Here is a 25,617-nt window from a genome sequence, read left to right as displayed (position 1 = left end):
CCTCCACGCTAGCGTCATATGTGGCGCGGTGAACAGTGGGCCCCCTGCCGTTCTTGCGATGATCCGGCGGTGACCAGGATGGAGCAGTACCCGTATAGGCCGCCCGAGCCGCGCCACGCAGAGGGCACGGGACCGGCCGACGGCTATGGCCACGACGGTCATACGGCCCGTAGCAGGGGAGCCGACGGTGACGACGGCCATGGCCATGGCCACGGACACGGACACGGGCGTGGGCGCGGGCGCGGACACGAAGCCGGGCACGGCCACGGACATAGCCACAGCCACGGACCCGCTGCCCCCGTCTCCCGGCACCTCCGCAAGGTCATCGCCGCGATCCTGGTCCCGTTCACCGCGGCGGTCGTCGTCGGCCTGGTGGTGCTGTGGCCTGGGGGAGCCCCGCCCCACAAACGCACCGGCGTCGGCTTCGACCGGGAGACGCAGCAGGCCACAGTCACCCGGGTCGTCGAGGTGAGCTGCAAGTCGGTGAACGCCTCCGGTGACACCCCGACCGGCGACACCTCCACCGCCGGGGGCAACCCGGCGGGACAGGAGGCGAAGGGGAGCTGCAAGAAGGCGACCGTCCGGGTCGACACCGGCAAGGACCAGGGCCGTACGTTCACCGAGATCGTGCAGCCGGACCAGACCCGCCAGCTGCACCAGGGCGAGAAGGTGCTGGCCGCCTACGAGCCTTCGGCACCGAAGGACCTGCAGTACTCGGTGGCCGACGTGAACCGGAAGTTCCCCATGACCCTGCTCGCGGGCATCTTCGCGTTCGCCGTCGTGGTGGTGGGCAGGCTGCGCGGTGTCATGGCGCTCGTCGCCCTCGCCGTGAGCTTCATGGTGCTGACGCTGTTCATCCTGCCCGCGGTGCTCCAGGGTTCGAACCCGCTGCTCGTGGCGGTGGTGGGGTCGAGCGCCATCATGCTGATCGCCCTGTACATGTGCCACGGTCTGTCGGCCCGTACGTCGGTGGCGGTGCTCGGCACGCTGATCTCGCTGTCGCTGATCGGCGTGCTCGGCTCCCTGTTCATCGGCTGGGCCGTGCTGACCGGCAACACGGACGACAACACGGGCCTGATCCATGGCCTGTATCCGTCGATCGACATGAGCGGTCTGCTGCTGGCGGGCGTCATCATCGGCTCGCTCGGGGTCCTGGACGATGTGACCGTGACGCAGACATCGGCCGTCTGGGAGCTGCACGAGGCCAACCCGTCGATGGGCTGGCGCGGGCTGTACCGGGCTGGCATCCGCATCGGCCGCGACCACATCGCGTCCGTGGTCAACACGCTCGTCCTCGCCTATGCCGGTGCCGCGCTGCCGTTGCTGCTGCTGTTCTCTATCGCGCAGAGCAGTGTCGGGACCGTGGCCAACAGCGAGCTGGTGGCCGAGGAGATCGTGCGCACGCTGGTGGGCTCGATCGGTCTGGTCGCCTCGGTCCCGGTCACCACCGCGCTCGCCGCCCTGGTGGTGTCGGCCGACCGGCCCGGCCCGGGCACCCCGACACCGACCAGCGCCCAGCCCACACCGGCACGCGGCGGCCGGGGACGGCGCCGAAAGCGGTGAGCCCGTTCGGCGAGGACGCCGGACGCGGTGAGCCCGGTGGATGCGGACGCCGCCCGGCCAAACCCCTCTCCACGCAGAAGCGTTCCTGCACACTCCCACGCGGCACAGCGAAGCGCACCGCGCCCGTGCCGTAACGCTTCAGCCGGCGCTCTGCTCCTCGGCCAGGATGCGGTCCAGAGCCTCCTCCAGATGGGCGTCGAAATCTGCCAGCGCGCCCTCCTGTCCGAGCGGCACAAGCTTGTCCGTACGGTCCAGGAAGGCCACGAGCGGCGGTACGGAAGAGCGGAACAGGGCCTGGTCGCTGCCGACCTGAAGCCTGATCAGCACCTCGCCCAGCACCTCGCAATCGGCGGGGGCGATGCGCACATCCCCTTCGCCGCAGGGTCGGCCGACGCCGTCGATCAGCAGCTCGCGCCCGAACGCCCAGGTGACCGGGGCATCGCCGGGCAGATGGAAGGTGAGCCGGACGGCATAGGGATCACTGGTCTCGTAGCGCAACTCCACCGGGATGCGGAAGGAGAGCTCCTCCGACACGAGAAAGCTCATCATGACTTCTGCCTGTACGGACTCGCGCATCGCCTACCCCGTCATATGACGTCGACTGGCCGGGATTGATCCCTCTAACGGTGGTCAAATCTTGCTGAACGTACACGTGAGATCACAAGGAGTAAGTTTTCAGATACTGATAGAGAGAGTGAGCGTCCCCAGATGTCGGCCGATCTCCGCCTGCAGTCGATGGGCCGCGGGCAACAGCCGGTCGGCCTGGTGGCCGGGCAACGACATGGCCATCGTGGCGACGGTGGTACCGACCGTGATCGGAACCGCCGCGCAGACCGTCCCGAGCGCGTACTCCTGGCGCTCCACCACCGGCTCCATGCGCGGCATCCGGGCCAGCCGCCGCAACAGGGCATCGTTGTCACGCACGGTGTACGGCGTGAGGGACTGCACGGGATAGCGGGCCAGATGGTCGCGGCGGGCGTCCTCGTCCAGCTGGGAGAGCAGGCACTGCCCGATGGCGTGCGCATGACCGGTCTCGCGGAAGTCGGCCCACTCCTCGACGGCCGGTGCCTCGGGGGAGTCGGAGACGCACATGATCTCGATCTCGCCGTCCCGGTACATCGCGTAGTACACCGGCACACCGATGGAATCGCGCCAGTGGGCGAGCGTCTCCGCCACGGCGCTGCGACGTTTCTGCTGTGCCCCGCTGCTGCCCAGCCGTTCGGCCGCGTCGCCGAGGAAGAACAACCCCTTCTCCCGGCGGAGATAGCCCTCGTGCACCAGGGTGCGCAGCAGGTGATAGGTCGTCGGGAGCGCGAGGCCGGTCTCGCGGGCGAGTTGTTTGGCGGGGGCGCCGTAGGCATGCGTGGCGACGGTCTCCAGCAGGCGCATGGCGCGCTGGACGGATCCGATCAGCGTCGTACCGGCCGGCGGGCCGGGGGCATCGGCGGGGTGCGGTGGTCCCGAGGCGCCAGTGGGGCGCGGTGGGCCGCAAGCGTCGGTCCGGCGGGGTGGCTGGGGGGCGTCGGTGGGGTGCGGTTGTTCGGGGACCGTGATGGTCGGCGGCCGCTGGGTGGGGGGTGCGCAGGAGGTCGGTGGATTGGGGGGTGCGTGCGGTTCTGCCGGTGTGGTGTCAACCGTGGCCAAGGTTCACTCCCGGAGCGCGAGGGGCAGCCCGTGCCGAGGAACAGCACGGAGGGGATCTGCGCCGCCCGCGGGGCCGGACCCCGCGGGAGTTCCGGACTCTAACCCTCTGCCACCGCGCACAGACGGCCTCAGGGGGAAACTTCCCTCCCCCGAGGGAAACCGGTGATCACCTTGCCGGGAACCGGTGACGCCGCTGCCGGTCACCAGTTCCCGCGATCCGTCACCAGTCGCTGCGTGACGAGGAGTTCGACAGGAACTTACGCACGATGTAGATGAGTCCGCCGACCAGGGCGACGAAGACCAGTGCCTTGAACAACAGGCCGATCACGAACCCGACCACGGTCGCTATCAGGCCGCCGAACACGACCAGGGCGATGACCGGCACCGCGACCCACTTCACCCACCACGGCAGTCCCGCGAAGATCTCTCGCATCGCCCTCGTCCTTTGCGTTCTCGTACAGCTGCGTCCCGTACGGCTGTGTTTCCGTACGGCGTTGATGTCCTGCACTCGATGCTAGGGCCGGGAGGGGTCCCGCGGGGGCCTCGCGCCCCTTGTCCTCCCCTGACCCGTCCCCTAGGGAACCCTGAGGTCCGGGCTCACGCCTCGGGCGGAGAGAACACGACGAGAACCCTCAGGTCCTCGCTGATGTGGTGGAACTTGTGGGCGACCCCGGCCGGCACGTACACCACGCTGCCGCGCGCCACCTCCGTCGTCTCCAGTCCGACCGTGATGGACGCCCTGCCGCTCACGACGAAGTACACCTCGTCCTGGTTGTGCGGCTTCTGCGGGTCGTGCTCGCCCGCGTTCAGGGCGTACAGGCCGACGGACATGTTCCGCTCCCGCAGGAACTGAAGGTAGGCCCCCTCGTTGGCGGTACGCTCCGCCTCCAGTTCGTCCAGCCGGAATGCCTTCATCGCCGCTGTCGCCCTCGCCTCACTGCTCGTTTCCGATCCGGTCTGCCACGATCAGACACATGAAGAATTTCGTAGTCAAGACGATCGCCAACGCGGGCGCCCTGGCAGTCGCCGTGTGGCTGCTGGACAAGATCACTCTTACCGGTGACAGCACGGCGAAGAAGGCCGGCACGCTGATTGTCGTCGCGCTGATCTTCGGCCTGGTGAACTGGCTGGTCAAGCCGGTTGTGAAGGTGCTCACCTTCCCGCTGTTCATCCTGACCCTGGGCCTGATCACCCTCGTCGTGAACGCGCTGATGCTGCTGCTGACGTCCTGGGTGTGCGGCAAGCTCCATCTGAGCTTCCACGTGCAGGGCTTCTGGACGGCCGTCGTCGGCGGCCTGATCATCTCCGTCGTCTCCTGGGCCCTGCACGTCCTCCTGCCCGACGAGGACTGAGCGCACCATGACCTACCGCGTCTGCTTCGTGTGCACCGGTAACATCTGCCGCTCCCCGATGGCCGAATCCGTCTTCCGCGCCCGCGTGGCCAAGGCCGGCCTCGAGGACCGGGTGGAGGTCGACAGCGCCGGCACCGGCGGCTGGCACGAGGGCGAGCCCGCCGACCCGCGGGCCGTCTCGGTCCTGGAGGAGCACGGCTACGACACCGATCACATCGCCCGCCAGTTCCAGCCCTCGTGGTTCTCCCGCCTCGATCTCGTGATCGCCCTCGACACCGGCCATCTCAAGGCGCTGCGCCGTCTCGCACCCACCGAGGAGGACGCCCGCAAGGTCCGTCTCCTGCGTTCCTACGACCCCGCCGCCGGCGATGACCTCGACGTGCCGGATCCGTACTACGGAGGCCGGGACGGCTTCGAGGAGTGCCTTGAGATGGTGGAGGCGGCGAGCGGCGGTCTGCTCGCCGCCGTACGCGAGGAACTGGAGGGACGGGCCGCATGAGCGACACCAGCAAGGACGAGGGTCGTACCGGCGACGGCACGCGCGCGGTACGCGCCGGACTGCCCGAGCCGGTCAAGCACGAGCCGACCCTGCCCGGACCGGTGTTCGCGGCGCACTTCCACCTCCCCGGCGAGGTGACGGGCCCGTACCTCTACGGCCGTGACGACAACCCGACCTGGACGCTGCTGGAGCGGGCCATCGGCGAGCTGGAGGGGCCCGGCCGGGACGACGTCGAGACGCTGGTCTTCGCCTCCGGCATGGCGGCGATCTCCGCCGTGCTCTTCTCCCAGCTGCGGGCCGGGGACGCGGTCGTACTGCCCTCCGACGGCTATCAGGTGCTGCCACTGGTCCGCGCCCAGCTGGAGGCGTACGGCGTCAAGGTGCGTACCGCCCCGACCGGCGGCGACGCCCAGCTGGAGGTCCTCCAGGGCGCCCGGTTGCTGTGGATCGAGTCCCCGTCGAACCCGGGGCTGGACGTGTGCGACATCCGGCGGCTGGTGGCCGCGGCCCACGCGCAGGGTGCCCTGGTGGCCGTCGACAACACTCTGGCCACCCCGCTCGGGCAGCGCCCGCTGGAGCTGGGCGCCGACTTCTCCGTGGCCAGCGGTACCAAGCAGCTCACCGGCCATGGCGATGTGCTCCTCGGCTACGTCGCCGGCCGGGACCCGGAGGCGATGGCCGCCGTACGGCGCTGGCGCAAGATCGTCGGGGCGATCTCCGGACCCATGGAGGCCTGGCTCGCGCACCGGTCCATCGCCACGCTCCAGCTGCGCGTCGACCGGCAGAACGCCACCGCTCTCGCGGTCGCCGAGGCCCTGAAGCAGCGGCCCGAGGTGTCCGACCTGCGCTATCCCGGACTGCCCGACGACCCCTCGTACAAGATCGCCGCGCAGCAGATGCGCCGCTACGGCTGCGTGGTCTCCTTCACGCTGCCCACGCGCGCGCGTGCCGAGCGTTTTCTCGAGGCCTTGCGCCTGGTGGAGGACGCGACGAGCTTCGGCGGGGTGCGGTCCACGGCCGAGCGCCGCCGCCGCTGGGGCGGGGACGCGGTTCCGGAAGGCTTCATCCGCATGTCCGTGGGCGCCGAGGACCCCGAGGACCTGATCGCCGACGTGCTGCGGGCGCTGGACGAGTCCGCCGAGTGAGCCCTCATCCGGCCGTCCCCTGATGGCGCACGACGGTCCGAGCCTCCCCCCTCGTGGCTCGGACCGTCTTCGGTTCCGCGCGCAAAGAACCGTGCGAACAAGGCTAGTTGACTCTCTGTCAGTGTCCAATCACGCTAGCGACAGAGACCTATCGACTTATTTATAGTTGGGGCCTGCCTGGGGGGCCGAAGGAGGGCAGGGATTAGGGAGGACACGCCATGGACCTGGCCTTGCTGCGCACCTTCGTCACTGTGCACCGGGCCGGCTCCTTCACCCGCGCCGCCGCCCTGCTCGGCCTCTCCCAGCCCGCCGTCACCTCGCAGATCCGCACGCTGGAACGGCAGCTGGGCAGGCCTCTCTTCCTCCGTCAGGCGCGCGGGGTGACCCCGACGACCATTGGCGACGAACTCGCGCACAAGGCCGCACCCCATCTCGACGCCCTGGTGGAGATAGCCGAGAGCGGCCTGGACGACGAGTCCTCGCTACGGACCCTGCACCTCGCCGGTCCGCCCGAGTTCACCGCCGAACGTGCCCTGCCCGCCCTGACCGAGCTGACCGGCGACGACGGCCAGGGATTCGCGCTGCGCGCCTCCTTCGGCACGGCGGAGGAGACGCTGGAGGGACTGGCCTCCGGACATCATGATCTGGCCATCAGCACGGCCCGTCCGCGCGGCGCACTGCTCACCGCGACTCCGCTCTGCGACGAGGAACATGTACTGGTCGCCGCCCCTCGCTGGGTGGAGCGGATCGGCGCGGAGGCACTGCGCCTGAAGGGGGCGCCCGCGCTGGAGGATCTGCCCGTCGTCGAGGTCCATGAGTCGCTGCCCTTCGTCGCGCGCTACTGGGCCTCCGTCTTCGACTCCCGTCCGGCCGCCTCGGGCACGGTCATCGTCCCGGATCTACGAGCGGTGCTCGCCTGCGCGATCGCGGGGGCCGGACTCGCGGTGCTGCCCCGCTACCTGTGCGCCACAGCCCTCGATCACGGCACGCTCTTGGCCCTGCACGACCCGGCGGTGCCGCCGCTGCGCACCTACTTCCTGGTGGTCCGCACCGGCACCCTCGCCATGCCCCATATAGCGCGGGCTCACGAATGGCTGCAGCGGGCGGCCACGGCCTGGTGCTGAGGCCGCCAGGCACCGCATACACGCACGGCGCCCGTACGGTGACGACTTGCGATGTTTCACGTGGAACCAGCCGGGCCACATTTCTCCCATGACCGTCCGACCCGTGGTCAAGCGCACCGCCCGTGCCGTTCTTCTGGACGGTGACGACCTGATCCTGATCAAGCGCACCAAGCCCGGTGTCGATCCCTACTGGGTCACTCCCGGTGGCGGGGTCGAGCCCGCGGATCCGACCGTCGTGGACGCCCTGCACCGAGAGGTGTCCGAGGAACTCGGCGCCAAGATCACCGATGTGGTGCCGTGCTTCGTGGACACCGTCGAGCACATCGGCGAGGACGGCGGCGCGACCGGCGTGAAGGTGCAGCACTTCTTCGTCTGCCGGCTCGAGTCCATGGACCCGGCCCTGCGGCACGGCCCCGAAGTGGACGAGCCGGCCGGTGAGTACGAGATCGTCCGCATCCCCTTCACTCGCGTCGGCATCGCCTCCGTCCACCTGGTCCCGCTCTCACTGCGCCACTATCTGGACGGCAATATCGAGGGAGTGCGCGCCATGCACGCTCCCGATCTCGGTTAGCACGCTCAGATACCGGTGACGAGCAGTTCCTCCACCGCGTCGTGCCGTATGCGGCTCGACGGCATGCCGATGTCCCGGAGCGTGTGGATGCCGCTGCGGATCATTCCGGGCGGACCGGAGAGATAGGCGTCGTACTCGTTCCACGGGCCGTAGTCGCGCAGTGCGTCGGGGAGCTGGACGTGGGCCTGCTGGTCGATGACCGCGCGGACCGCCAGCCAGGGGTGGCTCTGCTGGAGCCGGAGCATGGTGTGGATGTCATAGAGGTCGTCGCCGGTGCGGGCGCCGTAGAACACCTCGACGGGCCGGCGTGCGCCGTGCTCGGCGACATCCTCGACCAAGGCCTTGATGGGGGCTATGCCGGTGCCGCCGCCCAGGCAGAGCAGTCCGCTGTCAGCCGTGTGGTCGACGGTCATGGAGCCGGTCGGCGGTCCGAGGCGTACGACGTCTCCGGGCCGGGCGCGGTGCACCAGCGCGTTGGAGACCCAGCCGGCTGGTACGGCCTTCACATGGAATGTCAGCAGACCGTCCGAGCGGGGCGCGGAGGCGAAGGAGTAGTGCCGCCACACCCGCGGCCACCAAGGTGTCTCCACGCTCGTGTACTGGCCGGCGAGGAAGGGATAGGGCTGGTCCGGGCGGATGGTGAGAATCGCGACGTCGGGGGTTCTGAGGTCGTGGGTGACGATCTCGGCGTGCCACCAGGCCGGGGACCGCAGCTCGTCCGCAGCGGCGGAGTCGATCATGACCTGGGAGATCGTCGTGTACGCGCGCACCCAGGCTGCCTCGGTCTCCGGATCCCAGACGTTGCCGGCGTACCTGCTCAACGCGCCGATCAGGCATTCCCCGACGGCCGGATAGTGCTCGGTACGCGTCCCGTACTTGCGGTGTCCACGGCCGAGGTTCTGCAAGTAGTCGACGAGGACCGGGGTGTTGTCCAGGTGCTCGGCCGCGGTGAGCAGGGCCTTCAGCAAGCGGTCCCGCTGGGTGTCCATCGCGGGCGGGAACAGCACGCGCAGCTCGGGATGGCGGACGAAGAGCAGCGCGTAGAAGTAGGAGGTGACCTTGTCCGCGATCGAGCCTATTTCAGCCATCGTGCGGCGTATGAGGATGGCGTCGGGAGACCCCTCCTCGACGGCCGCCACCCGCTGAACGGGCACGCGCTGTGGGTCCTGCGCGTCCACCGGCTGCTGGGCGTGTGGGTGCTCGGGCCGGTCCGCCGGCTGCCAGGAGGGCGCGTGCGACGGCTGCGGGGCAGGTTCCTCCGCCGGGGGCCGCGTGCGAGCGTCTGCCGGAGGCGAGGTGGGTGCGTTTGCCGGGAGCGGGCCCTCGTGCGTCGTGTGTTCGGCATCTGACGGAGGACCGGCTGGCGCCTTGCGCGGCGTGAACCAGCCACCCCCGCCCGATATGCCGTTCTCCCCCGACGTAGTGGTCGGAGCGTCCATGATGTGCCCTCGCCTCGAACGTCTCTCGGTCGGTCTGCACACCTTCTCCTCAGAAGGCGCATGCTTTCCCCCGGCGGGCGCCAGCCGTAGCACTCTCCGCAGCTTCCCATCCCGATCGGATGCCGCGGTCGCGTACCCGGAAACGCGGGTTTCGTGTTCTCCGTCCCGTTAGGCTGCTTGCCCTGCTCTCGGCCCGCACGGGATATGTGGACTCCATCCCGGACGTGAACCGGAGTCGACCCTACCGGCCATCGCCGTGCACACAAGTCCCCCCCGCGTTCCTCACGAATCGCGCAAGGGTGCGAACCATGAGGTCTATCAACTACCGGGCAGCACGAACCAATTCATAGGCATCCCACAGATCTCGTCCTGTGTAGGAGTGCGTCGCGAGTCCGACCAGGTGAGCGTCGGCATTGACCGCCACCGAAACCGGTACGGCAGCAAACAGCTCCTTGTCCGACGACGAGTCGCCATACGCCACACAGTCCGCCCTGGTCACGCCGAACTCCACACAGAGCCGATCCGCGACGATCACCTTGGCCGCGGCGCTGAGCACACCGGAGGGATCGACGGGCTCGCTGAACGGTACGGCCGGGAAGCGGGATCCATGCGCGGCATGAGCGCCCCAGCCGAGAAGGCGTTCCACAAAGAAGGACGGGGAGAGCGACACGACCGCGCAGTAGTCGCCCGTGTTTCTGATCTCTGCCCAGACCTCACGGATGCGAGCCAGCCAGGGAGCCGCCTCGAATGCGGCGCTGACATGCGCCTCGGTCAGGTCAACCCACAGGTCGTACACCTGCGTCGCGTATTCCGGCGGACCGATCCGTCCTTCGGCGATAGCCCGGTCGAGTGCCACGGTCTCCGCCTCGCGCCCTAACTGGCGGGAAATTTCCACCGGTGCGGTACTGCCGTGCAGCAATGTGCCGTCGAGATCGAAGAGATGCAGTCTCGCCATGGCCCGAGGCTAACCGGCTGCCGATGTTTCACGTGAAACACCTCCTGTTGTCCACCGGCTGTGCATATGGCGACGGCATGGCCAAAAGCGCGTGTGTCTGTACCGAAACGGCTGGACGCCGAGGGTGCCGGTCGGACAGCCTGACCTGCGTGTCGACTCCTTCCCTCGCCGCGCTACCCATCCGCCGTCTGACGCTTCGCGATCTCACCGCCTGCGCCGACTTGTCCGAGAACCGGGGGTGGCCACGCGAAGAACACAAGTGGGGATTCCTTCTCGCGGCCGGAAAGGGCTTCGGCATCGACGACCCCCAGGGCGGTCTCGTCGCCGCATGCGTCGTCACGGAGTACGGCTCGTGGCACCACCTGGATCTCGGTGCCATCGGCATGGTCCTGGTGGCCGAACGCCATGCCCGCCAGGGCGTCGGGCGCCGTTTGATGCGCCATGTCGTGTCGACCATGGGGACCACGCCGCTCACCCTGCACGCCACGACCAACGGCCGTCCTTTGTACGAGGAACTGGGCTTCAAGGTGACGGGCCGGGCGGAGATGCTGCGTGGCCGCTTCACTCCCGGCGGGCCGGAATCGGGTGTGGACACGCGCGCCGCCACTGCCGAGGACCTTCCCGCGATCCTTCGTCTCGACGAGGAGGTGTTCGGCGCCGACCGCACTGCCCTGATCACCCGGCTGCCCGCCTTCGCCGACCAGGTACGGGTGGCCGAGGAGGACGGCCGAATCATCGGCTACACAGCCGCGTGGCCCAATATGGACACCCACGTCGTCGGTCCGCTGATCGCGCGGGACACGGAGACCGCCCAGGCTCTCATCACCTCGCTGGCGGCCCATACGGACCGTCCACTGCGCACCGACATCGACGTGCGTCATGAGGACCTGCTGACCTGGGCGAAGGCCCGAGGTCTCGTCTCCGTGGCCTTCAACGCCGTGATGACCTACGGCATCACGGACCTCCCGGGCGACTGGACCCGGCGGTTCGCACCGCTGACCGTGGCCGCGGGCTGAGCCGTCGTACGACACGCATCGGCCCCGCCGCATCGCGCGGCGAGGCCGAGGTGCCTGTGGGGGTGTGGATCAGGCAAGTGCCTGCACGGCCGCGGTGGCGAAGCCGTGGTCCTGCTCCGGCGCACCGCCGCCGACACCGATCGCGCCGATCAGCCGACCGTCGCGGTGGACGGGCACACCTCCCGCGAGGAACAGCAGGGGCCGGTCGAGGGCGGTGGGCAGCGTGTGGAAGAGGCCGCCGGGCTGGACGGCGTCGACCAGGTCGGCGGTCGGGGCGTTCAGCTGGAGTGCCGTGTAGGCCTTGCGGGTGCTGGTCTCGCCGGAGATCAGCACGGCCCGGTCGTCGCGGCGGAAGGCGAGCAGATGGCCGCCGGCGTCCAGAACGGTGACGCTGACGGTGACCCCGGCCTCTTCGGCCGCGCGGCGGGCCGTGGCGACGAGCAGTTCGGCGTCCTGGATGGACAGCGGGACGACGGCAGTGGTGCTCATGGAGGTTTTCTCCTCGGGTGGTACTGAGATCTCGGGTGTTACGGGATGGGGTGCTCGCCGTGCCGGGAATGGCCCCCGGCACGGAGGTCTGCGGGATACGGGCGGTGAGGCGCCGCTGCGGTCCGGGAGTCAGTGGTGGACCGGGGTCTGCTGCCCGGCGGGCGTCCCGGAGGCGACCACCGTGCTCCGGGCACCGTCGCGACGCTCCAGCGCCGCCGAGAGGACGGCGAGGACCAGGGCAGCCACGGCGAGGGCGGCACCGACCCAGTTGGGGGCCGTGTAGCCGAAGCCGGCCGCGATCACGATGCCGCCGAGCCAGGCGGACAGTGCGTTGCCCAGGTTGAAGGCGCCGATGTTCACGGCCGACGCGAGCGTCGGTGCACCGTGCGCCTGGTCGAGGACGCGCTTCTGCAGCGGCGGTACCGTCGCGAAGCCAAGAGCGCCGATCAAGGCGATGGTGACAGCCGCCGCGATCTTGTTGTGGGCGGTGAGCGTGAAGAGGGCCAGGACGAGGGCCAGGGCGCCCAGGGAGACGTACAGCATCGGCATCAGGGCACGGTCGGCGAACTTGCCACCGACGAGGTTGCCGCCGACCATGCCGAGGCCGAACAGGACCAGCAGCCAGGTAACCGAGCCGTCTGCGAAGCCGGCGATGTGGGTCATCATCGACGCGATGTAGGTGATGGCCGCGAAGACACCTCCGAAGCCGAGGACGGTCATCGCCATGGCGAGCAGGACCTGGGTGTTCTTGAAAGCGGCCACCTCGTGCCGCAGGTGCACACCCTCGGGCCTCGGCAGCTCGGGCACCAGCTTGGCCACACCGACCAGACCGACGACCCCTAGGGCCGCCACGATGCCGAAGGTGACCCGCCAGCCGATGTGCTGCCCGATGAGCGTGCCCAACGGGACGCCGACGACATTGGCGACGGTCAGGCCGGTGAACATCATGGCGATGGCGCCGGCCTTTTTGTGGGGAGCCACCAGCTCGGCAGCGACGACCGAGCCGATGCCGAAGAAGGCGCCGTGCGCGAGCGAGGCGACCACGCGTCCGATCAGCATGATCGCGAAGACGGGGGCCACCGCGGAGATCAGGTTTCCGGCGATGAACAGGCCCATGAGCAGCATCAGCATCCGCTTGCGCGGGACCTTGGTGCCGAGCACGGTCATCAGCGGCGCGCCGATGACCACGCCGAGCGCGTAGCCCGTCACGAGCAGGCCCGCCGTGGGGATGGAGACCCCGAAGTCGCCCGCGACCTGGGGCAGCAGGCCCATGATCACGAACTCCGTCGTTCCGATTCCGAAGGCCCCGATCGCGAGGGCCAGGAGCGCGAGAGGCATGAGGGGGGTACACCTTCCAAGACGATTGCAGGAGCGGTTTTCTAGCGTCGACAATAGTTGCAAACGCGGGCTACATGCAACCGCCCACTATTGCGGACCTGCTCTACTCTTGAGTCAGCCGCTCCGGGACGGAGGAAAACGCCAATGACAGCGACGGACCCCGCGCTCACCGCCCTCGCGCAGGGCTGGTGCGCTCTCTCTGCGCTGCACGGAAGGATCGAGGCGCGCATCGAGCGCGCCCTGCAGGGGAAGCACGACCTGAGCGTGCGCGAGTACTCGCTGCTCGACGTGCTGAGCCGCCAGCACGATGGGGAGGGCGGCCATCTGCAGATGAAGCAGGTCGCCGACGCGGTCGTCCTCAGCCAGAGCGCCACCACGCGTCTGGTGACCCGGCTGGAGGACCGCGGCCTACTCGAGCGCTATCTGTGCCCCACCGACCGGCGCGGCATCTACACCAACGTCACCGAGGCGGGCCTGCGGCTGCTGGAGGAGGCGCGTCCCACCAATGACGCCGCCCTGCGCGAGGCCCTGGACGACGCCTCCAGAAACCCCGAACTGGCCCCGCTGGTCCGGGTCGTGGAGTCACTGAACGTACCGGCATAGGGTGCGCGCATGGGAGATCTTGAAATACGGCCTGCGACCGCCGACGACCTACCGGCGATCGTCGCGATGCTGGCCGACGATCCGCTAGGCGCTCAGCGCGAGTCGCCCGACGACATGACCCCCTACCGGACCGCACTGGAACGCCTGGACGCCGACCCGAACCAGCACCTCGTCGTCGCCGTCCGCGAAGGCCGTGTGATCGGCACCCTCCAGCTCTCGATCATTCCGGGACTCTCCCACAAAGGGGCGACCCGAGCGCTCATCGAGGCCGTACGCATCCACGCCGATGAACGAGGCAGCGGGCTGGGCAGCCTGCTGATCGAGTGGGCGATCGACAGCGCCCGGCAGTTGGAGTGCCAGATGGTGCAGCTGACATCCGACAAGACTCGGATCGACGCCCACCGCCTCTATGAACGGCTCGGCTTCAGCGCCACCCACGAGGGCTTCAAACTGCGGCTCTGACGGCGGCGCGGGTCGCGAACGGAACAGGGGTGTGTTTCACGTGAAACACACCCCTGTTCCGTGGAGGCGCCTAGCCGATGCCCCGCCATCCCTCCGGGTCCACTCCACCCGGCACCGGGGCCTCGGGGTCGTAGGGCTGACGGGTGAACACGAACGAGCCGAGATCGAGATGGCTCAGGACCCCGGCCGGGCGCCGTACCGGCTGCAGCAGCTCCCCCGCGAAGTAGCCCTCCAGGCCCGTCCAGGTGCCGTCACCGTTCGAGCGGAAGCGGGCGCGCCGGCCGCTACCGGACAGCGGGGCGAGCGCGAGAAGGCCGTCGGCGGTCACCCGCAGGCCGAAGGCGTTGGTCCCCCAGTACCACTGCCCTGCCAGCTCCAGGACCGCTGCATCGACCTCGCGCAGCGGCCTCCAGGGCTCCGGGATCCTCGGCTCAGCCTCGGCGACGATCCGCACGAGGTCGGCGCCCACCGCTCCCAGGAGCGGCCCACTGGTGCAGTTGGCGAGCACCACCGACGCCACGTCGTCCTCCACACTGAGGGAGAGGTTCGCCAAGAAGCCCGGCAGCGAACCGGAGTGCCCGACCAGAAGCCGGCCGTCACGGCGCTGTATCTGCAGACCGAGGCCGTACGCGGCCCCGTCCAGCACGTCCGCCGCCTCGGCGGGTGCCGCAGGCGTGCGCATCTCCCGTACCGACTCCGCGCTCAGCACCCGGTCGTCCCCCGCCGCCAGAAACACGGCGAACCGCGCCAGGTCCGCCGTGGTCGACCACAGTTGCCCGGCCGATGCCATCCTGCCCAGGTCCTCCAGCGGCTCCGGCAGCATCGCGTCCGCCCACGGATGCACGGCCCATCCCCCGGCGTACGGGGATTGCGGCTGGGTGCTCGTGCGGTGCAGGCCCAGCGGCTCGAGGATCTCGCCGCGCAGCACCGCCTCCCAGGGAGCACCCCGCAGTTCCTCCACGAGCGCGCCGAGCACGGTGTAGCCGGGGTTGGAGTAGTGATGCCGTCGGCCGACGGGATGCAGGAGAGGCTGCTCGCCGAGGACATCACCCAGCTCCGGGCGCAGAGTGCCGGGGGTCCGCTCCCACCAGGGCGCGGGCGACTCGGCCGCCAACCCTGCCGTGTGCGCGAGCAGTTGGGCGATGGTCGCCTCGCCCGCGCCGGTGCCCGGCAGGTGCTTCTCCAGTGGATCTCCGAGGTCGATCAGACCCTCGTCGCGCAGCCGCATCACCAGGACGGCGGTGAAGGTCTTGGTGATGGACCCGATCCGGTACTGCACGGTCTCGTCCGGCCCGTGCCCATCCACCGAGGTTCGCGCCCCGTGCCACACGGCCCGACCGCCCCGCACGACGGCCGCGACCAGCGAGGGCGCCCGCCCTTCAGCCTGGGCGACGGCGATCCGGTGCAGCAGGGCGCGCCGCGTTGCGGGGAGCAGCTCTTCCTGAGATGACGTCATGACCCCAGTCCACCTGCTGTGACGGCGGACGTCGAGCTCATTTCCCCGGGCGGAAGCCGCCCTTCCCTAGGCTGGGATCAGGTCTGCGCCATGTCCACGAAGCGGGAGTAGTGGCCCTGGAAGGCGACTGTGATCGTGGCCGTCGGGCCGTTACGGTGCTTGGCCACGATCAGGTCGGCCTCGCCAGCGCGCGGGGACTCCTTCTCGTACGCGTCCTCACGGTGCAGCAGGATGACCATGTCGGCGTCCTGCTCGATGGAGCCCGACTCACGCAGGTCGGAGACCATCGGCTTCTTGTCGGTGCGCTGCTCGGGGCCACGGTTGAGCTGGGAGAGCGCGATCACCGGGATCTCCAGCTCCTTGGCGAGCAACTTGAGGTTACGGGACATGTCCGAGACCTCCTGCTGCCGGCTCTCGGCCCGCTTGGAGCCGCCGGACTGCATCAGCTGGAGGTAGTCGATGACGACCAGCTTCAGGTCGTTGCGCTGCTTCAGACGCCGGCACTTGGCGCGGATCTCCATCATCGACAGGTTCGGGGAGTCGTCGATGTAGAGCGGTGCGGCCGAGACATCCGGCATGCGGCGGGCGAGTCTGGTCCAGTCCTCGTCGGTCATCGTGCCGGACCGCATGTGGTGCAGGGCGACGCGGGCCTCGGCGGACAGCAGACGCATCGCGATCTCGTTGCGGCCCATTTCGAGCGAGAAGATGACGCTCGGCAGGCTGTTCTTGATCGAGGCGGCCCGCGCGAAGTCCAGCGCGAGCGTCGACTTACCCATGGCGGGCCGGGCCGCGATGACGATCATCTGGCCCGGGTGCAGACCGTTCGTCAGCGAGTCGAAATCGGTGAAGCCGGTCGGCACACCGGTCATCTCGCCGCTGCGCGAGCCGATCGCCTCGATCTCGTCGAGGGCGCCCTCCATGATGTCGCCGAGCGGCAGATAGTCCTCGCTGGTGCGCTGCTCGGTGACGGCGTAGATCTCGGCCTGGGCGCGGTTGACGATCTCGTCCACGTCGCCGTCGGCCGCATATCCCATCTGGGTGATGCGCGTACCGGCTTCAACCAGGCGGCGCAGTACCGCCCGCTCATGGACGATCTCCGCGTAGTACTCGGCATTGGCCGCCGTCGGCACGGTCTGGACGAGGCTGTGCAGATACGCGGCCCCGCCGACCTTGTTGATCTCGCCGCGCTTGGTGAGTTCGGCGGCGATGGTGATCGGGTCGGCAGGCTCGCCCTTGGCGTAGACGTCCAGGATCGCCTGGTAGATCGTCTCGTGGGCTGGCTTGTAGAAGTCGTGGCCCTTGAGGATCTCGACGACGTCGGCGATGGCGTCCTTGGACAGCAGCATGCCGCCCAGCACCGACTGCTCGGCGTCCAAGTCCTGCGGCGGCACACGCTCGAAGGAGGTACCCCCGCCGTCCCAGGAGTCGTTCTCCCGGCCCCGGTCGTGTTGTTCGTCACGACCCCGGCCGCCGTCACCGCGTCGACGGGAAGCCGGCAGACGATCACTGGGTCCGGCGTCGGCCCACGGATCGTCCAAGGGCTCGGAAATGCTCACCGAGCCACCTCCTCCCGTCCGCACGGCGGACCTCGCCGTGTCCTCTTTTGTACGGCACGACACTGACAAATGAGAGGCCCAACTCCGGTTCTGAAGCGTCGGTTTTATGCCGATTCCAGGGCTGAGCAAAGGACGCTTTCCCAGGCCTGGGAAAGGAGTGGGCGCCGGACAACGGTAGGCCTCTCGGCACCGTCAGCCAATCTGGTTATCCACAGGCCATGTGGACGACGGCCCTGATGCTGTGGAGAACTCACCGAAACCTGTGCACGACCCGGTGGACAGCCCTGTGAACAAGACCTCCATCCCGCCCACAAGATCGCTCCGACCTGCAGTTTTACCGTCCACCGGCTGTGCAGAAGAAAAACTTCCCCAGTCGGACCAAGATCGCTTCGAACGGTGCGCGAAAGGACATGACCCACAGGAAGGAGTAAGGACCACTTGCCGATTGCATCACTTACCTGTGGACGATTAGATTAGTGCTCATGACACAGGCTCCCGCGATACCCAAGGCCACCCGCCGACGGCACGACAGACAGATCGTGGCGCTGGCCGTCCCGGCCTTCGGCGCGCTCGTCGCCGAGCCTCTCTTCGTCATGGCGGACAGTGCCATCGTCGGCCATCTCGGCACCGCTCAGCTCGCCGGCCTCGGCGTCGCCTCGGCCCTCCTCACCACCGCGGTGAGCGTCTTCGTCTTCCTCGCCTACGCCACCACCGCCGCCGTGGCCCGCCGCGTGGGTTCCGGCGATCTGCAGGCCGCCATCCGCCAGGGCATGGACGGCATCTGGCTCGCACTGCTGCTCGGCATCGCCGTCATCGCCCTCGTCCTTCCACTGGCCCACGGCATCGTGGGCCTCTTCGGCGCCTCCACGACCGCGGCCCCCTACGCCACAACGTATCTGCGCATCTCCGCGCTGGGCATCCCCGCCATGCTCATCGTCCTCGCCGCGACGGGAGTGCTCCGCGGACTGCAGAACACCAGGACCCCGCTCTACGTCGCCGTGGCGGGATTCATCGCCAACGGCGCACTCAATGCAGGGCTCGTCTACGGCGCGGGGCTCGGCATCGCCGGTTCGGCCTGGGGCACGGTCATCGCCCAGTGCGGCATGGCGGCCGTCTATCTCACCGTGGTCGTCCGCGGGGCGCGCCGCCACGGGGCTTCGCTCCGGCCGGACTCCGCCGGCATCCGGGCCTCGGCTCAGGCAGGCGTCCCGCTCCTGGTCCGCACACTGTCACTGCGGGCGATCCTGATGATCGCCACGGCGGTCGCGGCGCATCTGGGCGACGCCGATATCGCCGCCCATCAGATCATCCTCTCCCTGTGGACCCTGCTGGCCTTCGCACTCGACGCGATAGCGATCGCGGGCCAGGCCATCATCGGCCGCTGTCTCGGCGCGAACGACACCCAAGGAGCGCGTGAGGCCTGTCGCCGCATGGTCCAGTGGGGCATCGCAACCGGTGTGGTCCTCGGACTGCTCGTCGTAGCCGCCCGACCGCTCTTCCTGCCGCTGTTCACCAGTGACTCCGTGGTCAAGGACGCGGCACTGCCCGCCCTGCTGATGGTGGCGCTTTCGCAGCCCGTCTGCGGGATCGTCTTCGTGCTGGACGGAGTCCTGATGGGCGCCGGCGACGGGCCATACCTGGCCGGGGCCATGGTCGCCACCCTCGTGGTGTTCGCTCCGGTCGCCCTGCTCGTCCCCACCTTCGGCGGTGGTCTGACCGCGCTGTGGGCCGCGATGACGCTGATGATGACCACCCGCATGCTGACCCTGTGGGTGCGCACCCGCTCGGGCCGCTGGATCGTCACGGGCGCGACCCGCTGAGGAGATCCACAGACGTACCGGTTTCACGTGAAACATGCCGCGTCTGTGCAGCGAATGCCGATGCCGAGCGCGAAGAAGGGCCGCCCCGCGAGGGCCGGCCCTTCTCTCAGCTGCTCAAGCCGAGCGCAGCGTCACGCCGCGACGACCTCGATGTTGACCTTGGCGGCAACCTCGGGGTGCAGACGCACGGACGTCTCGTGGGCGCCCAGGGTCTTGATCGGGGCGGACAGCTCGATGCGGCGCTTGTCGACCTCGGGGCCACCGGAAGCCTTGATCGCGGACGCGATGTCGGCCGGGGTGACGGAACCGAAGAGACGACCGGCGTCGCCGGAGCGGACGGCCAGACGGACCTTGACGCCTTCGAGCTGGGCCTTCACAGCGTTGGCCTGCTCGATGGTCTGGATCTCGTGGATCTTGCGGGCGCGGCGGATCTGCTCGACGTCCTTCTCGCCACCCTTGGTCCAGCGGATAGCGAACTTCCGCGGGATGAGGTAGTTGCGAGCGTAGCCGTCCTTGACGTCGACGACGTCGCCAGCGGCACCGAGGCCGGAGACCTCGTGGGTGAGGATGATCTTCATGTGTCGGTCACCCTTCCCTTAGCGCGCGGTGGACGTGTAGGGCAGCAGCGCCATCTCACGGCTGTTCTTGACGGCCGTGGCGACGTCACGCTGGTGCTGCGTGCAGTTGCCGGTCACGCGGCGGGCACGGATCTTGCCGCGGTCGGAAATGAACTTCCGCAGCATGTTCGTGTCCTTGTAGTCCACGTACGTGACCTTGTCCTTGCAGAAAGCGCAGACCTTCTTCTTCGGCTTGCGCACAGGCGGCTTCGCCATGGTGTTTCTCCTGTGTGATCAAGAAGTTTGGGGTACGACCCACCCTGGACCAGGCCGGTCCCGAAGGACCGGGAATCTAGGCCTAGAAGGGGGGCTCGTCCGAGTAGCCGCCACCGCCGCCGGAGCCTCCGCCCCAGCCACCGCCAGCCTGGCCGCCGCCCTGGTTGCCACCGGCGGGAGCGCCGGTCGCCCACGGGTCGTCGGCCGGAGCGCCGCCGCCCTGCTGGCCGCCACCGGGGCCTCCGCCCCAGCCGCCGCCACCCTGGCCGCCACCGCCGCCGTAACCGCCCTGGCCACTGCGAGCGCCACCGGCGGTCTTGGTGACCTTGGCCGTGGCGTTGCGCAGGCTGGGGCCGACTTCCTCGACGTCCAGCTCGTAGACCGTGCGCTTGACGCCCTCGCGGTCCTCGTAGGACCGCTGCTTCAGCCGGCCCTGCACGATGACGCGCATGCCTCGCTGGAGCGACTCGGCGACGTTCTCCGCCGCCTGACGCCAGACCGAGCAGGTCAGGAACAGGCTCTCGCCGTCCTTCCACTCGTTCGTCTGACGGTCGAAGGTGCGGGGAGTGGACGCGACACGGAACTTCGCGACTGCCGCACCGGACGGGGTGAAGCGCAGCTCGGGGTCGTCGACAAGATTGCCGATGACCGTGATGACGGTCTCGCCTGCCATGGGGGAACCTCTCGGCGGGTTTGCTGCTGGCTGCTTGGTGCTGCTACTCGAATCCCGAGATCAGCTGAGCGCGAAGGCTCAGTGCATCTCGGGGCGGAGGACCTTGGTCCGGAGGACCGACTCGTTCAGGTTCATCTGGCGGTCGAGCTCCTTGACGACCGCAGGCTCGGCCTGCAGGTCGATGACCGAGTAGATGCCCTCGGGCTTCTTCTTGATCTCGTAGGCGAGACGACGACGGCCCCAGGTGTCGACCTTCTCAACCTTGCCGCCGCCGTCACGGACGACGGACAGGAAGTTCTCGATCAGCGGGGAGACAGCACGCTCCTCGAGATCGGGGTCGAGGATGACCATCACCTCGTAGTGACGCATGTGGAACCCACCTCCTTTGGACTCAGCGGCCACGGTCGTTCCGTGGCAGGAGGGTTGTGATGCGTACGCAACGGTATCGGCCGCCACTGACAATCGGACCCCTGAGGATCCCGCAGTGTTACCTGAGCAGGTGTGGGCAGACACCGGTGCAGACGGTACAGACTACCCGCACACCCGCTTCCGGTTGAAATCCGGCCGTGAGGACCGTCACTCTGTACACGTCGGGTGTGTACGGCGCTACTATGCGCCGCCTTCCGCAGGAGGTGCCCATGGCACAGGCATTGCATCCCAACGTCGCCGGTTCCCTCTTCGCCACGGACGGCAAGCGCCGTCCGCTTCAGGACGCACTCATGGCGGGCACGCTCGTGCTCGGCCTGCTGTCCTTCATCACGTCGTTCTTCCACGGCCTCCACCTGCTGACCTCCTGGACAGGGCTGGTGGGGCTTGTGGTCGGTATCTACGGACAGTGGATCTCGGTGACCACACGGGAGCGCTTCGGCCTGATCCTGGGTCTCGGCGCCGCGGGGGTCGGTTTCCTGATCGGCATGGCGCACGGCGGACTGTTCGGCGGACTCATCGGCCGCTGACCGCCCGACGGGCGTCCGCCCGACACCCGTCGAACCCCACGGACCGCCCCGGTCGCGCATCCGGCCGGGGCGAAGGTCACGTACGCCCAGTCGGGGCGCTCGCACGGCGCAGTAGGCTTCGGCGCGAGAGCCGGAGCCCCTGTACCCATGGGGACACACCAGCCCGAGGAGCGCCCCGACATGAGCCTGACCCTGAGGACCATCAGCCGCGAACAGCATCTGGCATACATCCAGAGCCTGCCGGCGGCTAGCCACATGCAGGTCCCGGCCTGGGCCGATGTCAAGGCGGAGTGGCGATCCGAGAACCTCGGCTGGTTCGACGACCGCACCGGCGAGATGGTCGGCGCGGGCCTGGTCCTCTACCGCCAGCTGCCCAAGATCAAGCGATACCTCGCCTATCTCCCCGAGGGCCCGGTCATCAACTGGTTCGCGCCGAATCTGGACGACTGGATCCAGCCGATGCTGGCGCACCTGAAGCAGCAGGGCGCGTTCTCCGTGAAGATGGGCCCGCCGGTGATCATCCGGCGCTGGAACGCCGAGACCATCAAGAAGGGCATCCAGGACCAGGACGTCAAGCGTCTGCGCGACCTGGAGGCCGACTTCATCGAGCCGCGCGCCTTCGAGGTGGCCGACAAGCTGCGCCGTATGGGCTGGCAGCAGGGCGAGGACGGCGGCGCCGGCTTCGGTGACGTACAGCCGCGCTACGTCTATCAGGTGCCGCTGGCGAACCGTTCCCTGGAAGAGGTCCACAAGAACTTCAACCAGCTGTGGCGGCGCAACATCAAGAAGGCCGAGAAGGCCGGCGTCGAGGTCGTCCAGGGCGGCTACCAGGACCTGGCCGAGTGGCAGCGGCTGTACGAGATCACCGCTGTGCGCGACCACTTCCGGCCCCGCCCGCTGTCGTACTTCCAGCGCATGTGGACGGCCCTCAACACCGAGGACCCGAACCGGATGCGGCTGTACTTCGCCCGCCACAACGGCGTGAACCTTTCGGCAGCGACGATGCTGATCGTCGGCGGGCACGTCTGGTACTCCTACGGCGCCTCCGACAACATCGGCCGTGAGGTCCGGCCCTCGAACGCGATGCAGTGGCGGATGCTGCGCGACGCCTACGCGCTCGGCGCCACCGTCTACGACCTGCGCGGCATCTCCGACTCGCTGGACGAGACGGACCATCTGTTCGGCCTGATCCAGTTCAAGGTCGGCACGGGCGGGCAGGCTGCCGAGTACCTCGGCGAGTGGGACTTCCCGCTGAACAAGCTGCTCCACAAGGCGCTCGACATCTACATGTCGCGCCGCTGAACCGCGGGCGTTTGATTCGATAGGCTCCACAGCTTTCACATCTGCGATACACCGCAGCCACGAGAAAGGTTCCGGGTCCGGCCATGGCGCTCACGCTCTACGTCGACACCGCGCGCTGGCGGGCGCACCACAAGCACGTGCAGGAGCAGTTCCCGGGTCTCGTCCCGGTCTGCAAGGGCAACGGCTACGGCTTCGGGCACGAACGGCTGGCCGAGGAGGCCACGCGACTCGGTGCGGACCTGCTCGCCGTCGGCACGACCTACGAGGCCGCGCGCATCAAGGACTTCTTCGGCGGTGACCTGCTGGTGCTGACGCCGTACCGGCGCGGCGAGGAGCCCGTGCCGCTGCCCGACCGGGTGGTGCGCTCGGTGTCGTCGATCGACGGCGTGTACGGCCTCGTCGGCGCGCGCGTCGTCATCGAGGTGATGTCCTCGATGAAGCGCCACGGCATCAGCGAGCAGGACCTGCCCCAGCTGCACCAGGCCATAGAGAACGTCCGGCTGGAGGGCTTCGCCATCCATCTGCCGCTGGATCGCACCGACGGCTCGGACGCCGTCGAGGAGGTCATCGGCTGGATGGACCGGCTGCGCGCGGCCCGGCTGCCGCTGCACACGATGTTCGTCAGCCACCTCAAGGCCGATGAACTCGCCCGCCTCCAGCAGCAGTTCCCGCAGACCCTGTTCCGTGCCCGCATCGGCACGCGGCTGTGGCTGGGGGACCACGAGGCCACCCAGTACCGCGGTGCCGTCCTGGACGTCACGCGCGTGTCCAAGGGCGACCGGTTCGGCTACCGGCAGCAGAAGGCGGCCTCCGACGGCTTCCTGGTGGTCGTGGCGGGCGGTACGTCGCACGGGGTGGGCCTGGAGGCCCCGAAGGCCCTGCACGGCGTCATGCCGCGCGCCAAGGGCGTCGCACGGGCCGGCCTCGCCACGGTCAACCGGAACCTTTCTCCGTTCGTCTGGGGCGGCAAGCAGCGCTGGTTCGCCGAGCCGCCGCACATGCAGGTGTCGATCCTGTTCGTCCCCTCGGACGCCCCCGAGCCGAAGGTGGGCGACGAGCTGGTGGCCCATCTGCGGCACACCACCACGCAGTTCGACCGGCTCGTGGATCACTGAGCCTGGACCGGAGCAGCGAAGAGGCCGTACCCGCAGGATGCGGGTACGGCCTTCTTCATGGCCTTCCGAGGACGCGTTCGCTCACAGCGAACGGTCTTCGAGCGAGGGCGGAACGGGCCTTCCCCAGTCCACCTGAGTCCCCTCGAAGTGGGCGGCGTGCCGCGGGGGATGAGCCGCCGCGCCCATCACGAAGACGTCCTGCGCCCCGTCGAGCACCCCGCCCGAGGGGTCGTCGTCGCCCGACCGGCGCACCACGTCCCGCTCCGGCATGAGGATGTCACGTACGACGACGGCACACAGGTACAGCGTGCCCACCAGGTGCAGCACGATCGACCAGTGATAGCCGTGCGCCGGAAGGCCCTTGTGGGCTTCTCCGCTGGTCGTGTAGGCGAGGAACATCCAGATACCCAGGAAGTACGCCACCTCGCACGCCTGCCAGATCAGGAAGTCCCGCCACTTGGGCCGGGCGAGGACCGCCAGCGGCACCAGCCACAGCACGTACTGCGGGGAGTAGACCTTGTTGGTGAGGATGAAGGCCGCCACGATCAAGAAGGCCAGCTGGGCGAAGCGCGGCCGGCGTGGGGCGGTGAACGTCAGGGCGGCGATGCCGAGGAACGACAGGATCACCAGCACCATGGCCGCGGTGTTCACGAAGCCGGTGCCGGGCGGGTTGCTGGAGTTCTGCGCCCAGATCAGCCAGAACGAGCCGAAGTCGACGCCGCGTTCCTGGCTGAACGTGTAGAACTTCGACCAGCCCTGGAAGGCGAAGAGCATCACAGGCAGGTTCACCACGAGCCAGGCGATCACCGTGCTGCCCACAGCCTGGGCGTACTCCCGCCACTTGCCGGCCCGCCAGCACAGCACGAGCAACGGACCCAGCAGGAACACCGGGTAGAGCTTGGCTGCCGTGGCGAGCCCCAGGAGGACGCCGAAGGCGACGGGACGGCTCCTGGACCACATCAGCATCGCGGCGGCCGTGAACGCCACCGCGAGCAGGTCCCAGTTGATCGTCGCGGTGAGCAGGAGGGCGGGCGACAGGGCGACCAGCAGGCCGTCCCAGGGGCGCCGGCTGTGGGTGCGGGCCACGCAGACGGCGATGACGGCCGCACACACCATCAGCATTCCGGCGTTGACGAACCAGTACCACTGCTCCTGGCGCTGAAGTGTGCCGCTGTGCGGGGTCAGCCAGGACGCCACCTCCATGAACACACCGGTCAGTACCGGGTATTCGAGGTAGCCCATGCCGCCGGACATGTCGTCCGGGAGCTTGTCGAAGTACGGCACGAGGTGGTCCGCGAAGCCGCGGCCCTGGTAGAGGTGCGGGATGTCCGAGTAGCAGGCGCGCGTGTACTGACTGCTCGCGCCGAAGAACCAGGAGCTGTGGTAGCAGGGCGCCTTCTGGACCAGGCCGAGGGCGAACATGCCGATCGCCACGAGCGCAACGACCCGTACGGGGGTCCACCAGGAGGTCCCGAGCAGCGCGCGCCGCCCCAGAGGACCACCGATCAGCTCACTGCCGGCCCGGGCGATCTCATCCTCACTGGTCGGCCGCACCGGTTCTGCCGCGGCGGGCCGCACGAGCTCGGGCTCGTGCATGCTCGCGGGCGTCATCTCTGCACTGGGCATGGGGAACATCCTGCCGTACCTGTCTGGGAAAACGCCGAGGGCCGCCGCACCTGGTGGGTGCGGCGGCCCATGTTTCACGT

General features: G+C 68.8%; 28 protein-coding genes. 13 read left to right on the top strand and 15 right to left on the bottom strand.

Features of this window, described 5'->3' with window-relative positions; translation table 11 throughout:
* Nucleotides 1-78: 78 nt before the first annotated feature.
* The gene (locus tag BFF78_RS21470; protein ID WP_079161415.1) at nucleotides 79-1,563 is read left to right on the top strand and encodes a YibE/F family protein; all 1,485 of its coding nucleotides are present in this window, start codon (nucleotides 79-81) and stop codon (nucleotides 1,561-1,563) included.
* Between the two features lie 138 nt (nucleotides 1,564-1,701).
* On the opposite strand, the gene BFF78_RS21465 is transcribed toward BFF78_RS21470, so the two are convergent.
* From BFF78_RS21465 to BFF78_RS21450, 4 genes are all read right to left on the bottom strand, one after another.
* On the bottom strand, nucleotides 1,702-2,139 hold the full coding sequence (locus BFF78_RS21465; RefSeq protein ID WP_069779873.1) for an SsgA family sporulation/cell division regulator: 438 nt from the start codon (nucleotides 2,137-2,139) through the stop codon (nucleotides 1,702-1,704).
* A 99-nt stretch (nucleotides 2,140-2,238) separates the two neighbouring features.
* A complete protein-coding gene (locus BFF78_RS21460; protein WP_418346672.1) occupies nucleotides 2,239-3,207 on the bottom strand; it encodes an IclR family transcriptional regulator in 969 nt (322 codons plus the stop codon).
* A gap of 220 nt (nucleotides 3,208-3,427) precedes the next feature.
* Complete coding sequence (locus tag BFF78_RS21455) at nucleotides 3,428-3,640, bottom strand: DUF5326 family protein (RefSeq protein WP_069779871.1); 213 nt, start codon at nucleotides 3,638-3,640, stop codon at nucleotides 3,428-3,430.
* Between the two features lie 164 nt (nucleotides 3,641-3,804).
* Nucleotides 3,805-4,122, bottom strand: a complete 318-nt coding sequence (locus BFF78_RS21450; RefSeq protein ID WP_069779870.1) for a cupin domain-containing protein — start codon at nucleotides 4,120-4,122, stop codon at nucleotides 3,805-3,807.
* Nucleotides 4,123-4,181: 59 nt separating this feature from the next.
* On the opposite strand from BFF78_RS21450, the gene BFF78_RS21445 reads away from it, so the two are divergent.
* The 5 genes from BFF78_RS21445 to BFF78_RS21425 all read left to right on the top strand — a co-directional run bounded on the left by BFF78_RS21445 (nucleotide 4,182) and on the right by BFF78_RS21425 (nucleotide 7,898).
* Complete coding sequence (locus tag BFF78_RS21445; protein WP_069779869.1) at nucleotides 4,182-4,559, top strand: phage holin family protein; 378 nt, start codon at nucleotides 4,182-4,184, stop codon at nucleotides 4,557-4,559.
* Nucleotides 4,560-4,566: 7 nt separating this feature from the next.
* Entirely contained in the window at nucleotides 4,567-5,058 is a 492-nt protein-coding gene (locus tag BFF78_RS21440) for a low molecular weight protein-tyrosine-phosphatase (protein WP_069779868.1), read from the top strand.
* A complete protein-coding gene (locus BFF78_RS21435) occupies nucleotides 5,055-6,203 on the top strand; it encodes a cystathionine gamma-lyase (RefSeq protein WP_069779867.1) in 1,149 nt (382 codons plus the stop codon). The genes BFF78_RS21440 and BFF78_RS21435 overlap by 4 nt, the downstream gene beginning before the upstream one ends.
* Before the next feature lie 218 nt (nucleotides 6,204-6,421).
* Nucleotides 6,422-7,327, top strand: coding sequence for a LysR family transcriptional regulator (locus BFF78_RS21430; RefSeq protein ID WP_069779866.1), 906 nt, complete (start codon nucleotides 6,422-6,424; stop codon nucleotides 7,325-7,327).
* Between the two features lie 88 nt (nucleotides 7,328-7,415).
* On the top strand, nucleotides 7,416-7,898 hold the full coding sequence (locus BFF78_RS21425; protein ID WP_069779865.1) for an NUDIX domain-containing protein: 483 nt from the start codon (nucleotides 7,416-7,418) through the stop codon (nucleotides 7,896-7,898).
* A 5-nt stretch (nucleotides 7,899-7,903) separates the two neighbouring features.
* Here the strand turns inward: BFF78_RS21425 and BFF78_RS21420 are convergent, their stop codons facing one another.
* Nucleotides 7,904-9,337, bottom strand: a complete 1,434-nt coding sequence (locus BFF78_RS21420) for a globin domain-containing protein (protein ID WP_193433508.1) — start codon at nucleotides 9,335-9,337, stop codon at nucleotides 7,904-7,906.
* A gap of 322 nt (nucleotides 9,338-9,659) precedes the next feature.
* On the bottom strand, nucleotides 9,660-10,292 hold the full coding sequence (locus BFF78_RS21415) for an HAD family hydrolase (RefSeq protein WP_069779863.1): 633 nt from the start codon (nucleotides 10,290-10,292) through the stop codon (nucleotides 9,660-9,662).
* Nucleotides 10,293-10,441: 149 nt separating this feature from the next.
* On the opposite strand from BFF78_RS21415, the gene BFF78_RS21410 reads away from it, so the two are divergent.
* The gene (locus tag BFF78_RS21410; RefSeq protein ID WP_069779862.1) at nucleotides 10,442-11,308 is read left to right on the top strand and encodes a GNAT family N-acetyltransferase; all 867 of its coding nucleotides are present in this window, start codon (nucleotides 10,442-10,444) and stop codon (nucleotides 11,306-11,308) included.
* Between the two features lie 69 nt (nucleotides 11,309-11,377).
* On the opposite strand, the gene BFF78_RS21405 is transcribed toward BFF78_RS21410, so the two are convergent.
* Nucleotides 11,378-11,797, bottom strand: coding sequence for a GlcG/HbpS family heme-binding protein (locus BFF78_RS21405; protein WP_069779861.1), 420 nt, complete (start codon nucleotides 11,795-11,797; stop codon nucleotides 11,378-11,380).
* A 129-nt stretch (nucleotides 11,798-11,926) separates the two neighbouring features.
* A complete protein-coding gene (locus tag BFF78_RS21400; RefSeq protein WP_069779860.1) occupies nucleotides 11,927-13,135 on the bottom strand; it encodes an MFS transporter in 1,209 nt (402 codons plus the stop codon).
* A 144-nt stretch (nucleotides 13,136-13,279) separates the two neighbouring features.
* Between BFF78_RS21400 and BFF78_RS21395 the strand changes: the two genes are divergently transcribed.
* Together BFF78_RS21395 and BFF78_RS21390 are read left to right on the top strand one after the other, a co-directional pair.
* Entirely contained in the window at nucleotides 13,280-13,738 is a 459-nt protein-coding gene (locus BFF78_RS21395; RefSeq protein ID WP_069779859.1) for a MarR family winged helix-turn-helix transcriptional regulator, read from the top strand.
* Nucleotides 13,739-13,747: 9 nt separating this feature from the next.
* Nucleotides 13,748-14,200 (top strand): GNAT family N-acetyltransferase, encoded by a 453-nt coding sequence (locus BFF78_RS21390; RefSeq protein WP_069779858.1) that lies wholly within the window; start codon nucleotides 13,748-13,750, stop codon nucleotides 14,198-14,200.
* Between the two features lie 70 nt (nucleotides 14,201-14,270).
* Here the strand turns inward: BFF78_RS21390 and BFF78_RS21385 are convergent, their stop codons facing one another.
* Both BFF78_RS21385 and dnaB read right to left on the bottom strand, forming a co-directional pair.
* Nucleotides 14,271-15,656 carry a serine hydrolase domain-containing protein gene (locus BFF78_RS21385; RefSeq protein ID WP_069779857.1) on the bottom strand — a complete coding sequence of 462 codons (1,386 nt, stop codon included), beginning with the start codon at nucleotides 15,654-15,656 and terminating at the stop codon, nucleotides 14,271-14,273.
* Between the two features lie 77 nt (nucleotides 15,657-15,733).
* Nucleotides 15,734-17,212 carry a replicative DNA helicase gene (gene dnaB / locus BFF78_RS21380; RefSeq protein ID WP_069779856.1) on the bottom strand — a complete coding sequence of 493 codons (1,479 nt, stop codon included), beginning with the start codon at nucleotides 17,210-17,212 and terminating at the stop codon, nucleotides 15,734-15,736.
* A 482-nt stretch (nucleotides 17,213-17,694) separates the two neighbouring features.
* Between dnaB and BFF78_RS21375 the strand changes: the two genes are divergently transcribed.
* On the top strand, nucleotides 17,695-19,032 hold the full coding sequence (locus tag BFF78_RS21375) for an MATE family efflux transporter (protein WP_069783714.1): 1,338 nt from the start codon (nucleotides 17,695-17,697) through the stop codon (nucleotides 19,030-19,032).
* Nucleotides 19,033-19,163: 131 nt separating this feature from the next.
* Here the strand turns inward: BFF78_RS21375 and rplI are convergent, their stop codons facing one another.
* From rplI to rpsF, 4 genes are all read right to left on the bottom strand, one after another.
* A complete protein-coding gene (gene rplI, locus BFF78_RS21370) occupies nucleotides 19,164-19,610 on the bottom strand; it encodes a 50S ribosomal protein L9 (protein ID WP_067000461.1) in 447 nt (148 codons plus the stop codon).
* 18 nt (nucleotides 19,611-19,628) lie between these two features.
* Nucleotides 19,629-19,865, bottom strand: a complete 237-nt coding sequence (rpsR, locus tag BFF78_RS21365) for a 30S ribosomal protein S18 (RefSeq protein ID WP_003949403.1) — start codon at nucleotides 19,863-19,865, stop codon at nucleotides 19,629-19,631.
* 82 nt (nucleotides 19,866-19,947) lie between these two features.
* Entirely contained in the window at nucleotides 19,948-20,538 is a 591-nt protein-coding gene (locus BFF78_RS21360; RefSeq protein WP_069779855.1) for a single-stranded DNA-binding protein, read from the bottom strand.
* A 78-nt stretch (nucleotides 20,539-20,616) separates the two neighbouring features.
* On the bottom strand, nucleotides 20,617-20,907 hold the full coding sequence (gene rpsF / locus BFF78_RS21355) for a 30S ribosomal protein S6 (protein ID WP_043502363.1): 291 nt from the start codon (nucleotides 20,905-20,907) through the stop codon (nucleotides 20,617-20,619).
* A gap of 269 nt (nucleotides 20,908-21,176) precedes the next feature.
* Between rpsF and BFF78_RS21350 the strand changes: the two genes are divergently transcribed.
* The 3 genes from BFF78_RS21350 to BFF78_RS21340 all read left to right on the top strand — a co-directional run bounded on the left by BFF78_RS21350 (nucleotide 21,177) and on the right by BFF78_RS21340 (nucleotide 23,911).
* Nucleotides 21,177-21,494 (top strand): hypothetical protein, encoded by a 318-nt coding sequence (locus tag BFF78_RS21350; protein WP_069779854.1) that lies wholly within the window; start codon nucleotides 21,177-21,179, stop codon nucleotides 21,492-21,494.
* A 180-nt stretch (nucleotides 21,495-21,674) separates the two neighbouring features.
* Nucleotides 21,675-22,796 (top strand): peptidoglycan bridge formation glycyltransferase FemX, encoded by a 1,122-nt coding sequence (gene femX, locus BFF78_RS21345; RefSeq protein WP_069779853.1) that lies wholly within the window; start codon nucleotides 21,675-21,677, stop codon nucleotides 22,794-22,796.
* Nucleotides 22,797-22,879: 83 nt separating this feature from the next.
* Entirely contained in the window at nucleotides 22,880-23,911 is a 1,032-nt protein-coding gene (locus BFF78_RS21340) for an alanine racemase (RefSeq protein WP_069779852.1), read from the top strand.
* Nucleotides 23,912-23,992: 81 nt separating this feature from the next.
* On the opposite strand, the gene BFF78_RS21335 is transcribed toward BFF78_RS21340, so the two are convergent.
* The gene (locus BFF78_RS21335; RefSeq protein ID WP_193433507.1) at nucleotides 23,993-25,537 is read right to left on the bottom strand and encodes a glycosyltransferase family 87 protein; all 1,545 of its coding nucleotides are present in this window, start codon (nucleotides 25,535-25,537) and stop codon (nucleotides 23,993-23,995) included.
* Nucleotides 25,538-25,617 lie beyond the last annotated feature (80 nt).

It is taken from the genome of Streptomyces fodineus (genome assembly GCF_001735805.1).
Lineage (GTDB): Bacteria > Actinomycetota > Actinomycetes > Streptomycetales > Streptomycetaceae > Streptomyces > Streptomyces fodineus.
Note: the sequence above shows the minus strand (reverse complement) of the source record. Positions and strands in the feature narration are given on the sequence as shown.